At 73.4% G+C, this 13,244-nt stretch carries 7 protein-coding genes; 5 read left to right on the top strand and 2 right to left on the bottom strand.

The genetic code is table 11. The features are described from left to right. Positions 1-57: 57 nt before the first annotated feature. The 4 genes from BI06_RS44865 (at position 58) to BI06_RS44850 (ending at position 10,129) form a co-directional block, all read left to right on the top strand. Positions 58-2,526, top strand: a complete 2,469-nt coding sequence (locus tag BI06_RS44865; RefSeq protein WP_043478888.1) for a discoidin domain-containing protein — start codon at positions 58-60, stop codon at positions 2,524-2,526. 68 nt (positions 2,527-2,594) lie between these two features. Beyond that, the gene (locus BI06_RS44860; RefSeq protein WP_043478834.1) at positions 2,595-6,815 is read left to right on the top strand and encodes an NEW3 domain-containing protein; all 4,221 of its coding nucleotides are present in this window, start codon (positions 2,595-2,597) and stop codon (positions 6,813-6,815) included. Further along, the gene (locus BI06_RS44855; protein ID WP_043478831.1) at positions 6,812-7,546 is read left to right on the top strand and encodes a hypothetical protein; all 735 of its coding nucleotides are present in this window, start codon (positions 6,812-6,814) and stop codon (positions 7,544-7,546) included. Before BI06_RS44860 ends, BI06_RS44855 begins: the two co-directional genes overlap by 4 nt. Positions 7,547-7,819: 273 nt before the next feature. After that, entirely contained in the window at positions 7,820-10,129 is a 2,310-nt protein-coding gene (locus BI06_RS44850; RefSeq protein WP_051743078.1) for a transglycosylase domain-containing protein, read from the top strand. A gap of 216 nt (positions 10,130-10,345) precedes the next feature. Here the strand turns inward: BI06_RS44850 and BI06_RS44845 are convergent, their stop codons facing one another. Continuing rightward, the gene (locus BI06_RS44845; RefSeq protein WP_043478828.1) at positions 10,346-10,729 is read right to left on the bottom strand and encodes a hypothetical protein; all 384 of its coding nucleotides are present in this window, start codon (positions 10,727-10,729) and stop codon (positions 10,346-10,348) included. Positions 10,730-11,046: 317 nt separating this feature from the next. Between BI06_RS44845 and BI06_RS44840 the strand changes: the two genes are divergently transcribed. Further along, complete coding sequence (locus tag BI06_RS44840) at positions 11,047-12,048, top strand: helix-turn-helix domain-containing protein (RefSeq protein ID WP_043478825.1); 1,002 nt, start codon at positions 11,047-11,049, stop codon at positions 12,046-12,048. Positions 12,049-12,230: 182 nt separating this feature from the next. Here BI06_RS44840 and BI06_RS44835 read toward each other — a convergent pair whose 3' ends face one another. Then, the gene (locus BI06_RS44835; RefSeq protein WP_043478822.1) at positions 12,231-13,061 is read right to left on the bottom strand and encodes an ABC transporter ATP-binding protein; all 831 of its coding nucleotides are present in this window, start codon (positions 13,059-13,061) and stop codon (positions 12,231-12,233) included. Between the last annotated feature and the right edge of the window lie 183 nt (positions 13,062-13,244).

Genomic DNA, 13,244 nt, shown 5'->3' with positions numbered 1-13,244 from the left:
GCCCCGGGCGAGGCCCGCCCCACCCTCCTCCGCCTTCCGCGCGAACGGAGCCAGCGCATGTCACGACGACGGATCCCCCGCCTGCTCGGCGTCGCCCTCGGCACAGCCGTCCTGGGCCTCACCCCCGCGGTCGCCCGGGCCGCGCCCACCCCCGCCGCCCCGTCCCCGGCGGCGGCCCCCGCCGCCGCAGCGGCCGCCACCGGCACCCAGCCCTACGCCTCCTACTGGTACCCGAACACCATCCTCGGCTGGGACCCGGCCACCGACCCGGACGCCCGGTTCAACCGTGCCCGCGTCCCGCTCCAGCCCCGCACCGCCGACCCGGCGCTCAAGGCCAACCCCAACGCCCGTGCGGGCGAAGGGAAGATCGCCTCCCTGGTCTCCTTCGGACCCACCTCCAACAACCCCTCCCAGGGCTCCACCGACCCCAACTACTACGCCTTCGGCTACTGGCAGTACGTCGACAAGCTGGTGTTCTGGGGCGGCTCGGCCGGTGAGGGCCTCATCCTCGCCCCCAACCCGACCGTGATCGACGCCGCCCACCGCAACGGCGTCAAGGTCTACGGCACGGTGTTCTTCCCGCCCGCCGCGTACGGCGGCCAACTCCAGTGGGTGCGCGACTTCGTGCAGAAGTCCGGCAGCCGCTACCCCGTCGCCGACAAGCTCGTCCAGGCCGCCCAGTACTACGGCTTCGACGGCTGGTTCATCAACCAGGAGACCGGCGGCGGCGATTCGTCCCTCGCCGGCCAGGTCCGCGACCTGATGCAGTACACCAAGGCGCAGAGCGCGACCGAGTTCATGTGGTACGACGCCATGACCGAGTCCGGATCGGTCAGTTGGCAGAACGCCCTGACCAGCGCCAACGACACCTTCCTCCAGGACGGTGCGAAGCGCACCTCCGACTCGATGTTCCTCAACTTCAACTGGTCGTCCGGCGGCCTGGACTCCTCCCGCACCCTGGCCCGGGGCCTGGGCCGGGGCGAGTACGAGCTCTACTCCGGCATCGACACCGAGGCCAACGGCTACAACGCCGGCGTCGACTGGAACACGCTCTTCCCCATCGGCAAACCGCACACCACCTCGCTCGGCCTCTACCGCCCCGAGTGGACCTGGAAGTCGGCGACCGACCGGGCCGACTACCTGGCCAAGGACGCCCGTTACTGGGTCGGCGCCAACAACGACCCCTCCAACACCTCCACCACCTCCTCCTGGAAGGGCCTGGCGAGCTACGTCGCCGAGTCCACCCCGGTCACCGCCAAGCCCTTCGTCACCAACTTCTCCTCCGGCGAGGGCGACTTCTACAACGCGGCCGGCACCCGGGTCGCCACCGGCGGCTGGAACAACCTCTCGCTCCAGGACGTCCCGCCCACCTACCACTGGCTGGTGGAGTCCACCGGCAGCAAGGTCACCCCGTCCGTCGACTTCGCCGACGCCTACGAGGGCGGCTCCTCGCTGCGCCTCACCGGGACGCCGAGCGCCGCCAACACCGTGCGGCTGTACCAGAGCAGGCTGCCGGTCGCGGCCGACACCAAGCTGTCGGTGGTGCTGAAGGCCCCGACCGCCGGGCCCACCCGCCTCGCCGCCGCGGTCTCCTTCACCGACGCGCCGACCACCTTCACCACCCTCGACCTCGGCGCCACCACCGGCACCGGCTGGGAGCGCCGGACCCTCGACCTGTCCGCCTACGCCGGCCGCACCATCGCCCAGATCGGTCTGCGGACCACCGGCACCGGCTCCGCCTACGATCTGCGGATCGGCCAACTCGCCGTGTACGACGGCGCGGTGGACGCCCCGGCGGCGCCGTCCGGGCTGACCCTGCTCGGCGCGGCCGACGTCGTGGCCGGGAGCAGCCAGTCGCTGCGGCTCGCCTGGACGCCGTCCCCCGGCGGGAACGTGCACCACTACGAGCTGTACCGGCGCAACGCCGACGGCACCCGGGGCTACCTGGGCGCCACCCCGTCCGACGCCTTCTTCGTCAACCGGCTCGACCGCGCCGGGACGGAGGCGAGCACCACCGTCGAGGTCGAGGCCGTCTCCACCGAGTACGGCCGCTCCACCGTCGCCACCACCACCGTGCCCTGGACCGGTACCCCGCCCACGGGCAGCAATCTGGCGCTGGGCCGCCCGGCCACCGCCTCCGGCCAGTGCAACACCGACGAGGGCCCGGCCAAGGCCGTCAACGGCAGCGTCAACGGCGGCAACGGCGACAAGTGGTGCACCCTCACCAGCGGCAAGTGGCTGGAGGTGGACCTCGGTTCGGCGAAGCCGCTGACGAAGTTCGTGGTCAAGCACGCCCAGGCGGGCGGGGAGAGCGCCGCGTACAACACCCGGGACTTCTCGGTCCAGGTCCGCTCCGCCGCCACCGACCCGTGGACCACCGTCGCCACCGTCACCGGCAACACCGCCGGCACCACCACCCACCCCGTGACCACCACGGCCCGGTACGTCCGGCTGGTGGTGACCAAACCGACCCAGGGCACCGATCCGGCCGCCCGGATCTACGAGTTCGAGGCCTGGGGCGCCTGACCCTCCCCCGGGGAGCCCGACACCCCGTCGCGCTCCCCGGACCGCCGCTTCCCGAAAGGACCCTCCCCGTGCCGGTCACCTTCACCGCCGTCGAGAGCACGGACCTGTTCACCGGCCCCGAGCACGCCCCGCGGCAGCTGCTGCGGGTCACCCTCGACGGCCCGCCCGCCACCCGGATCACCGTCACCGGACCGGGCGTGCGCGGCGAGGCGGCCGGCACGGGGCAGGTCGAAGTCCCCCTGGAGATCACCGCCGCCGCCCCCGGCGCCCGGCTGCCGGTCACCGTCGAGGCCGGCGGGGCCCGCGCCGGGGGCGTCGTCGAGGTCGCCGAACCCGGCTGGACGATGTTCCTCGTCTCGCACTTCCACTACGACCCGGTGTGGTGGAACACCCAGGCCGCCTACACCTCCCCCTGGGAGCTGCTCTCCGCCGACGCCACCACCCGGCCGCTGTGGGAGCGCAACGGCTTCGCGCTCGTCGACGCCCACCTCGACCTCGCGCTGCGCGACCCGGTGTACAAGTTCGTGCTCGCCGAAGTCGACTACCTGAAGCCGTACTTCGACCAGCACCCGGAGCGCCGGGAGACGCTGCGGCTGCTGCTCGACCGGGGCCAGGTGGAACTCGTCGGCGGCACCTACAACGAGCCCAACACCAATCTCACCGGCGCCGAGACCACCATCCGCAACATCGCCTACGGCATCGGCTACCAGCGCGACATCCTCGGCGGCGATCCGCAGACCGCGTGGCAGCTGGACGTGTTCGGGCACGACCCGCAGTTCCCCGGCCACCTCGCCGCCGCCGGACTCACCGGCAGCGCCTGGGCGCGCGGCCCGTTCCACCAGTGGGGCCCGATCCAGAAGAACTTCCGGGAGGCCAAGGACGACGCCCGGGTGATGCAGTTCCCCAGCGAGTTCGAGTGGATCGCCCCGAGCGGCGAGGGCGTGCTCACCCACTACATGCCGCACCACTACTCGGCCGGCTGGTGGATGGACTCCTCGGCCGACCTCGCCACCGCCGAACGGGCCGTGTACGAGCTCTACCGCAAGCTCAAGCCGGTCGGCGCGACCAGGAACCTGCTGCTGCCGGTCGGCACCGACTACACCCCGCCCAACAAGTGGGTCACCGCGATCCACCGCTCCTGGGCCGCCAAGTACCTGTGGCCGAGGTTCGTCTGCGCCACCCCCCGCGACTTCCTGGACGCGGTGCGCGCCGAACTCGCCGCGACCGGCCGCCGCCCCGGCCCGCAGAGCCGGGACATGAACCCGGTCTACACCGGCAAGGACGTCTCCTACATCGACACCAAGCAGGCCCAGCGGGCGGCGGAGACCGCGGCCGTCGACGCCGAGAAGCTCGCGGTGCTCGCCGAGGCGCAGGGACTGGGCCGCTACCCGGCGGCCGCGCTCGACAAGGCCTGGCGCCACCTCGCCTACGGCGCCCACCACGACGCGATCACCGGCTCCGAGTCCGACCAGGTGTACCTGGACCTGCTCGGCGGCTGGCGGGAGGCGTACGACCTGGCGGCCGACGTCCGGGACCGGGCCCTGGACGCGTTGACGGCGCGGATCGGCACCCCGGTGGGCGAGGGGGGCTGTGTGGTCGTCACCAACACGCTCTCCTTCGACCGCACCGACCTGGTCGCCGTCCCGCTGCCCCCGTTGCCTCCCGGGGCGACGGCAGGCGGGGTGCGGGTGCTGGACGACACGGGCGCGCCGGTGCCCTGCGCCCTCGACCGGGGCACCCTGCGCTTCCTGGCCGAGGACGTGCCGGCGCTCGGCTGGCGCACCTGGCGGCTGCTGCCCGGGGCTCCGGCCGAGACGCCCTGGCACCCGGCCGAGGGCCTCACCGTCGCCAACGGCCGCTACCGGGTCACCGCCGACCCGGCCCGCGGTGGCGGCCTCTGCTCCGTCCAGGACCTGCGCCACGAGAGGGAGTTGATCCGGACCGGCCTGGTCGGCAACGAGCTGCGGGTGTACGAGGAGTACCCCCAGCACCCCGACTTCGGCGAGGGCCCCTGGCACCTGCTGCCCAAGGGCCCGGTGACCGGCTCCGGCTCCGGTCCGGCCGAGGTGCGGCGCGAGACCGGCCCGCTCGGCGAACGCCTGGTGGTCACCGGGGCGGTGGACGGACTGCGGTTCGAGCAGACGGTCACCCTCTGGCGGGGCCTCGACCGGGTCGACTGCCGGACCAGGGTGCTCGACCACCGTGGTGCCGACCGGCTGCTGCGGCTTCGCTTCCCGGTCGACCTGCCGGGAGCGCTGCCGGTCAGCGAGGTGGCGGGCGCCGTCGTCGGCCGGGGCTTCGCGATGCCGGACGTCGACTCGGCCGAGGCGCCGTGGACCCTCGACAACCCCGCCAACACCTGGTTCGGCCTCGGTTCCACCGCAAGGGTCGTGCTCACCGACCCGGCCACCGGCGCGCCGCTCGGCGAACGGGCCTTCGGCGTCGCGGAGGTGGTCGTCCCCGAACTGGACGCCGCCGCCGACGCCCGGGAGCTGGTCGTCGCGCTGGCCCGGGTCGGCGTCACCGCCACCACCTCCGGTGCCGACTGGGCCCGGTACGGCTGGCTGGACGTCGACTCCAACCTGCCGGACCTGCGGATCCTCCTCGGCGGTCCCGAAACCAATGACACCACACGGGAGTTGCTGGAACGCGCGGGCGAGGAGTACGCGGCCGTGCTCAAGGCGCACGGCGCCGTCTGGGTACCGGCCGCCGCCCCACTGACCGAGGTCTGGCGGCCCGGCGCGGACCTGCGCGACCTGCGGGCCCTGCCCGCGCTGGTCGTCACCGACCCGGCGGCGCTCGCCGCCGACCTCGCGGACGCCCGGATCACCGCCCGCTGCCCGGCGGCCCCGCCCGCCGCTGAACAACTCACCGACCACACCGTGGCGTTGCTGACGTACGGCCTGCCCGGCTTCGCCGTCGACAGCACCGGCGCGCTCCACCTGTCACTGCTGCGCTCCTGCACCGGCTGGCCCTCCGGCGTCTGGATCGACCCGCCCCGGCGCACCCTGCCCGACGGCACGTCCTTCCAGCTCCAGCACTGGACGCACGACTTCCACTACGCCCTGGTCGGCGGTCCCGGCGACTGGCGGGACCAGGAACTCCCCTCGCGGGGGCAGGAGTTCAACCACCCGCTGTACGCCCGGGCGGTGCCCTCCGGGCAGTCGGGACCGCTGCCCGCCACGCTCTCCTGGCTGCGGGTCGAACCCGCCCGCCGGGTGCTGCTCGGCGCCCTCAAGCCGGCCGGCAACCCGATCGCCAACGGGTCCGCCGCCACCGCCTCCGCCCAACTGCTGACCGTCCGCCTGGTCGAGTCGACCGGACTGGGCAGCACCGTCGCCCTCGGCGGCGCGCTGGGCCTGGTCGACCTGCGCCACGCCGACCTGCTGGAGCGGCCCACCGGCCCGGTCGAGGGCGAACTCACGCTCCCCGGTTCGGCGTTCGCCACCCTGCTGGCCCGCCCCGGGGTGGCCGCCGAGCCGGCCGGACCCGTGCTCGGCGCGGCCGCCGAGCCGGCCCAGCCCGTGCACGCCCGCTACTGGCTGCACAACCGGGGCCCGGCGCCGCTCGGCTACCTCCCGGTGTCCGTCGGCGCCTCGCCCGGCCTGCTGCGGACGGCCGGGGAGCCCGTCACCCTGTCGGTGGCGCTCTCCTCGCAGCTCCAGGACGCCGCCGTGGAGGGCACCGCCACCGTCCACCCGCCGGAGGGCTGGACGGCCGGTCCCACCGCCCGCCCCTACCGGCTGGCCCCCGGTGGCCACCTCCGCTTCCCGGTCACCCTCACCCCGCCCGCCGGCGCCGAACCCGGCCTGTACTTCGCCGCCGTCCGGGTGGCCCACGACGGGCAGGAGGTCGAGGACGTGGTCACGGTGGCGGTCGGCGAACTGCCGGACGTCCTCCCCGTCCCCGGCGAGGCCCCCGAGGACTGGACCGCCGCCCAGGGCACCAGGGCCACCGAGGGCCGCGACACCGGCCTCGGCGTCGCCGTGCTCGCCGACACCGTCCGGCTGGCCCCGGGGGAGCGGGGCGTCCTGGCGCTGCGGCTGACCAACCGCACCCGCGGCGGGATCCGCGGCGAACTGCAACTCGTCTCGCCCTGGGGCAGCTGGGGGGCCGTCGGCGCCCCCGTCCGCGGCTTCAGCCTCGCCGCGGGCGCCGAATCGGTCGAGGAGTTCGAGCTCGCCGCCCCGGCCGCCATGGACCCCGGCGCGTACTGGGCCCTGGCCAAGGTGATGTGGTTCGGCCGCTGCCAGTACGCGCCCACCGTCGCGGTGGTGGTCGCGCCGTGACCGCCCCCGCCGAAGCCCCGGTCCTCGGCCTGCTCGACGGCCGGCCGCTGCCCCGCACCGGCCTCGACCGCCGACTCGCCGCCCTGCGCACCGGCCCCCGCGCCGCCGCGCTGCCCGTGCCGGGCAGCGGCGAGGACCGGCAACTCGCCCGCTGGGTCGCCCAGGTGCTGCTGACCGAGGCGCTCTGCGAGGCGGTCGCCGTCGAGCGCGGCCTCGCCGTCCACCCGGGGGCCGGGCCCGCCCGGCTCGACCAGCGGGCCGCCGTCGAGCTCGGCTCCATCACCGCCGCCGCGTACGAGGGTTGCGCGGCGGTGCGGGCTGTCTGCGCCGAGGTCACCGCCGACGTCGAGCCCTCCGCCGCCGAGGTGGCCCACTACCGCGCCCTCACCGAACGGCCCCCGTCCGCCACACCGTGGCGGCTCGCCCTCCCCGACGGCTCCGCCTTCGACGCGGCCCCGGACACCCTCCCGCTCGCCCTCGCCGAGGCCCTGGGCGCCGCGGCCCCCGGCGAGTGGGTCACCGTCGCCGGTTGGACCGCCGCCCGCCTCACCACCGTGCCCGCCCCTGCCCCCGCTCCCGCTCCCGACCCGTCGGCCGCCGTGCGGGCCGCCGCCCGCCGGGCCGCCTTCGTCCGCTGGCTCGACCACGCCCGCGCCGCCCGCCTCACCCTCGTCCCCGGCCTCGAACACCCCGGTGACCCGGCCCAGCCCGACAACCACCACCGCCACTGAGCAGGCCGGACTCCCGCCCGACGCCCGCCCGGGCAGGCCGACTGCCCGTTCGGGCGGCGGGCGTGTGCAACCTTTTCGCCCGCCCGGGGCGTCAATACAGTGACGGGCGCCGCCCGCGGCCCCGGTCTGTACCGGTGCGAAAGGTCCGGCGCGGCAATAGAGTTCGTGCACCGATCGCCTTGTCGGGCCCTTCCCGCGGATTTGTTGCGCGGCTGTGACAATCCCGGGGGAAAACCGGTTCGAGCGCCCACGGTCGAGGATTAGCATTCCGGCATGGAATCGAACACTCCCCCGACAGGGAACTCGCCCGAGGACGAGACACCGCAGCCGACCCGGAGCTCTCCGCTGCGGCTGGTCCGCCACGGCGCGACCTTCCTGGGCGTCAGTGTGGTGTCCGGCGCGCTGCTGGCGGGCATGGCCCTGCCCGCCGTCGGCGCGCTCGGGCTGTCCGCCAAGAACACGGCGGAGGGGTTCGACGACATTCCGGATGATTTCAAGACACCGCCGCTCACCCAGGCGACCCAGATCTTCGACGCCGGCGGCGCGCTGATCGCCAAGGTCTACGAGCGCGACCGCACGGTGCTCACCGCCGAGCAGATGTCCCCGCTGATGCGGCAGGCGCAGGTCGACATCGAGGACGCCCGCTTCTACGAGCACGGCGCCGTCGACCCCAAGGGCGTGATCCGGGCGATCAGCAAGAACGCGGAGAGCGGCACCACCGCCCAGGGCGCCTCCACGCTGACCCAGCAGTACGTGAAGAACGTGAATGTGGAGAAGGCCGGCGACGACCCGGCGGCGGTCCGGGAGGCGCAGCGCAAGACCCTGGGCCGCAAGATCCAGGAGCTGAAGATCGCCATCAAGTTGGAGGAGGACCTCACCAAGGACCAGATCCTCACCAACTACCTCAACATCACCTATTACGGGAACGGCGCCTACGGTGTCGAGGCCGCCTCCCAGCGGTACTTCGGCAAGAGCAACAAGGACCTCACCATCGCGGAGGCCGCCACCCTGGCCGGACTGGTGCAGAACCCGTCCCAGTACGACCCCAAGGCGCACCCGCAGGCGGCGCTCAACCGGCGCAACACCGTGCTCGACAAGATGGTGGAGAACGGCCACATCACGGCCGACCAGGCCAAGGAGGCCAAGGCCGCCCCGCTGGGCCTGAACTACAAGGAACCGCAGAACGGCTGCATCACCGCCAAGGCGGGCATGGGCTTCTTCTGCGACTACGTCCGCCACGTGGTCAAGCAGGACCCGGTCTTCGGCGCCACCGCCGCCGAGCGCAAGAAGCTCTGGGACCAGGGCGGCCTGAACATCCGCACCACCCTCGACCCGGACAAGCAGGCCGCCGCCCAGAACGCGGTCAGCTCCAACGTGCGCGTCACCGACCCGGTGTCGGCCGCCGCCACCATGGTCGAGCCGGGCACCGGCAAGATCCTGGCGATGGCCCAGACCCGTCCGTACGGCCTCTCCGCGGCCAAGAACCAGACCGTCGTCAACTTCAACGTCGACGCGGCGATGGGCGGCGGCAACGGCTTCCAGCCCGGCTCCACCTTCAAGCCGGTCGTGGTGGCCGCCGCCCTGGAAGCGGGCCTGGCGCCCACCCAGGAGTACCCCTCGCCGAACAAGCTCGAGTACCCGACCATGAAGACCTGCGAGGGCACCTGGAAGAACACCACCAAGCCCAAGGCGGTGGTGCCCAACGAGTCGGCGAACGAGCAGGGGCCGTACCAGCTGAAGGAGGCGATGGCCCTCTCGGTCAACACCTACTTCGTGCAGATGGAGCAGGAGCTCGGCCTCTGTGCGGTCAAGCAGATGGCCAACAAGCTCGGCATCGCCACCAAGGCGAGCGGCAAGCCGCTGGAGGAGGTCCCCGCGATGGGCCTGGGCGTCGAGGAGGTGAGCCCGCTGAGCATGGCCGGGGTCTACGCGACCTTCGCCGCCAACGGCAAGTACTGCGCCCCGCTCGCCGTCACCTCGATCACCACCGTCGACGGCAAGGACGTGCCGGTCCCGCCCGCCCACTGCGAGACGGCCTTCTCCCCGGACACCGCCAAGGCGCTGAACACCGTCCTCAACGGTGTCACCGAGACCGGCACCGGCCGCGACCTCGGCCTGGAGGGCGACCGGCAGATCGCCGGCAAGACCGGCACCTCCGACAAGAAGCGGGCCGCCTGGTTCAGCGGCTACACCCCGCAGCTCGCCACCTCGGTCTGGATCGGCGGACCCAACGGCGGTGTGGAGATGCGCAACATCACCATCAACGGCAAGTACCGCAAGGAGGTATTCGGTGCCGACGGCCCCGGACCGATCTGGCGGGACGCCATGAACCAGGCCCTGCGCGGGACGCCCAAGCAGACCATGCCGATGGCCGACATCCCCGACCCGGCCCCCCGGAAGGACCCGAAGGACAGCGGCAGCGCCAGCGGCAGCCCCACGGGCTCGCCGACCGGTTCCCCGACCAACGGCACCCGCGGCGGCCGGACCTCGGCCCCGGCCCATCCGCCGGCCAACGCCCCGGCCACGGCTCCCGCCGGCGCTCCGGCCGACGCCGGGAACGCCCAGGCCGGGCAGAACGACTGACGGCCCGTCGGGCCTGCTCGATGTGCCGGGCGGGCCCGAGGGCGGGTTGGGCGCTTGGCCAACGAGGTGTCCGAGGTGTTGGGCATGCGACCAACGGGGCGTCCGGCCAGTTGGTCGCATGCCCAACAGGGCACGCCGGCAGTTGGGCGTCCGACCAACGAGGTGCCGCCCGGCCCGACCGGCGGGTGTGGGGCCCCGACGGTCGGGCGTGCGAACTCAGTTGAGCGGACCGCAGGAGTGGGTCTGGCGGGTGCCGTTGTACCAGCGTTCGACGCACACCTGCATGCTGTGCCCGGGTCCGTCGTACCACCAGCCGGAGCCGGCGCCGGTCGAGTGCCAGATCTCCTGGCCGTTGTCGATCAGGCTGAAGCGACACCAGTAGGGGTCGGTCGCCGAGGCCTGGATCGGGTTGGCCTCCATGAAGTCGTGCCACCCGGTGCTGGTCGACTGGAGCTGGATCTCTTCGAGGGCCACGCAGGAGCCGCTGCCCACCGTGAAGTTGCCCTCCTGGGCGAAGGCCGGGCTGGCGCCCAACGCGAGGACGGCGGCCGTGCCGAACGCGGCAGCGAGGCCGAACCTGCTCTTCTTGTCGATGCCCATGCTTGTTCCCTCCGTAGTTTTCCGGCGCCCCGGCTTCCGGGAGCGCTCCTCGGCACGGTGTTCCGGTTGCCGACGACTCAAGTCCTTCATGCGCGCGGACCCGTGACCCGGGCACGCCAGGACCGCGGTGACCGCGGTGGGTGAACGAGGGCGCATGATGTCTCCGTTGACAGGAGCGGACGGTCGGTGGTCCGGTACCGGAACCGGTGGGACCGAGCCTGGCAGCGCTCGCACGGGGCCGCACGGAGTTTCGGCGCGGCCCGAAACCGGCCGGTAGCATCAGGGAGCGCCGATGGGCACGACACGGGGGTGACGCGGTGCTGAGGCTTCACCTCACGTTCGAGGACCTGTCCAAGGTCACGCTCAACGACTCGCCACCACCGTTGAGCGAGGCGGTGCTGGCCCTGCAGGCGCTCTCCCGCACCGACCAGCACTTACGCTTCGGACCGTGGCGGGAAGGCCTGCGAGGCCGGATACCGGCCGCCGTCCGCCCGCTCCGCGACCTCGTACCGGCCCACGGTTGGATCCCGGACTTCCTCACCCCGGTCCTTCGGGGCGACCCGGGCGACACCGCCGCAGTGGAGGCCGTCCGCGCCACCTCCAGGCGCCGGCTTCGCACCGACCTCGTCCGCCTCGGCACCACCGTCCGCCTGCCCAGCTGGGTGCGCGGCCTCGCGGACGGCGACAACGACACCATGACCGCCGTCACCGACGCGCTGACCGCCTGGAACCGGATCGCCGTCACCCCGCACGAGCCCCGCATCCAGGCCGCGCTGGACGCCGACATCGCCCACAAGAGCACTCTCCTGACCCACCACGGCGTCGACGCCCTGCTCCGCCGGGTACATCCCGCCGTCACCTGGCAACCACCCGTCCTCGCCGTGCGATCCCCGACCGACGCGGACGTCGACCTAGCCGGACGAGGACTGCGTCTGGCCCCGATGCTGTTCTGCGGCCCCCTGCCCCGGGTGCGCCTCGGCGACGACACCGGCAGCCCGACCGTCCTGGCGTACCCGCTGCCCTTCGACCCCCAGAGCGCCCACCCGCTCACTGCAGGTCGGCCCGATCGGCGGACCCGCAACGGGGAAGCTCTCGGCAGACTCCTCGGCGGCACCCGAGCCGCCCTCCTGCAGACCATCGCCGCCGCTCCGGGACTCACCACCAGCGACCTCGCGCACCGCACCGACGTCGCCCTCGCCACCGCCTCCGAACACGCCACGGTGCTCCGCGAAACAGGACTTGTCACCAGCCGACGCGACGGCAACCGCGTCCGCCACTACCCCACCACCGCAGCCGCGGCCCTCCTCCGAGCCCAGTGAGACAACGGAACACACGGGACAACCGGCCGCTGCGAGACACAGGCACGAGGACACCGGCCCACCGTGAGCGGACAGTTCGAGGCCCGTTCCGACGGACGGTGCCGATCGGGTGCTGTCCTGATCTTCCTCCGGCGCCTTCGGAAGTCACTCTGAAACGATCGCTCAGGCCCGCTCAGGCCCGCTCAGTCCCGCTTCGGGGCGGCCGGGACGACCAGCGGCGTGCCGGTCTCCGGGTCGGGGATGATGCGGCACGGCAGGCGGTAGACCTCCTCCACCAGCTCCGCGGTGAGGATCTCGCCCGGGTCGCCGGCGGCGACCACTCGGCCCTCGCGCATGACGATGAGGTGGGTGGCGTAGCGGGCGGCCTGGTTGAGGTCGTGGAGGACGGCGACCAGGGTGCGGCCCTGGGTACGGTGGAGTCGGTCGCAGAGGTCGAGGACCTCGATCTGGTGGCTGATGTCGAGGTACGTGGTGGGCTCGTCGAGGAGCAGCAGCGGGGTCTGCTGGGCGAGGGCCATGGCGATCCAGACGCGCTGGCGCTGGCCGCCGGAGAGTTCGTCGACCGGGCGGTCGGCGAGTTCGGCGACGCCGGTGGCGGCCATCGACTCCTCGGTGATCCGTTCGTCCTCGTGGGACCACTGGCGCAGCAGGCCCTGGTGGGGGTGGCGGCCGCGGGCGACGAGGTCGGCGACGGTGATGCCGTCGGGGGCCACCGAGGACTGGGGAAGGAGGCCGAGGGTGCGGGCGACCCGCCGGGCGGGGAGGCGGGCGAGGTCGGCGCCGTCGAGGAGGACGGTGCCGCGGGTGGGGCGCAGGACGCGGGCGAGGGCGCGCAGCAGGGTGGACTTGCCGCAGGCGTTGGGGCCGATGACCACGGTGAAGGAGTGGTCGGGGATCTCGACGTCCAGGCCCTCGGCGACGGTCCGCCGGTCGTAGGAGAGGGTGAGGTCGCGGGCGGTGAGGCGGGGGGTGGCGGTGTCCGGGGCGGTGTCCGGGGTGGCGGCGAGGGTCATGGCGGGGACTCGTTCGGTCGGGGTCGGGTGGTGGGGGCGCGCGGCGGCGGTCACAGCCGGCCGGCGCGGCGTTCGGCGGCCAGCAACCAGACCAGGTAGCCGCCGCCGAGGACGCCGGTGACCACGCCGACCGGCAACTGCCGCTGGCCGAAGGCGTGCTGGGCGGCGAGGTCGGCGGCGGCG

The sequence above is a fragment of the Kitasatospora sp. MBT66 genome (assembly GCF_000710405.2).
In the GTDB taxonomy this organism is placed as follows: Bacteria; Actinomycetota; Actinomycetes; order Streptomycetales; family Streptomycetaceae; genus Kitasatospora; species Kitasatospora purpeofusca.
The sequence above is the reverse complement of the archived record's forward strand: the minus strand, read 5'-3'. Positions and strand labels throughout refer to the sequence as shown.

What these genes read in the sequence shown, in the direction of transcription:
- BI06_RS44865 (WP_043478888.1), top strand. Translation starts at nt 58, where the DNA reads ATGTCACGACGACGGATCCCCCGCCTGCTCGGCGTCGCCCTCGGCACA.
- BI06_RS44850 (WP_051743078.1), top strand. Translation starts at nt 7,820, where the DNA reads ATGGAATCGAACACTCCCCCGACAGGGAACTCGCCCGAGGACGAGACA.
- BI06_RS44845 (WP_043478828.1), bottom strand. Translation starts at nt 10,729, where the DNA reads ATGGGCATCGACAAGAAGAGCAGGTTCGGCCTCGCTGCCGCGTTCGGC.
- BI06_RS44835 (WP_043478822.1), bottom strand. Translation starts at nt 13,061, where the DNA reads ATGACCCTCGCCGCCACCCCGGACACCGCCCCGGACACCGCCACCCCC.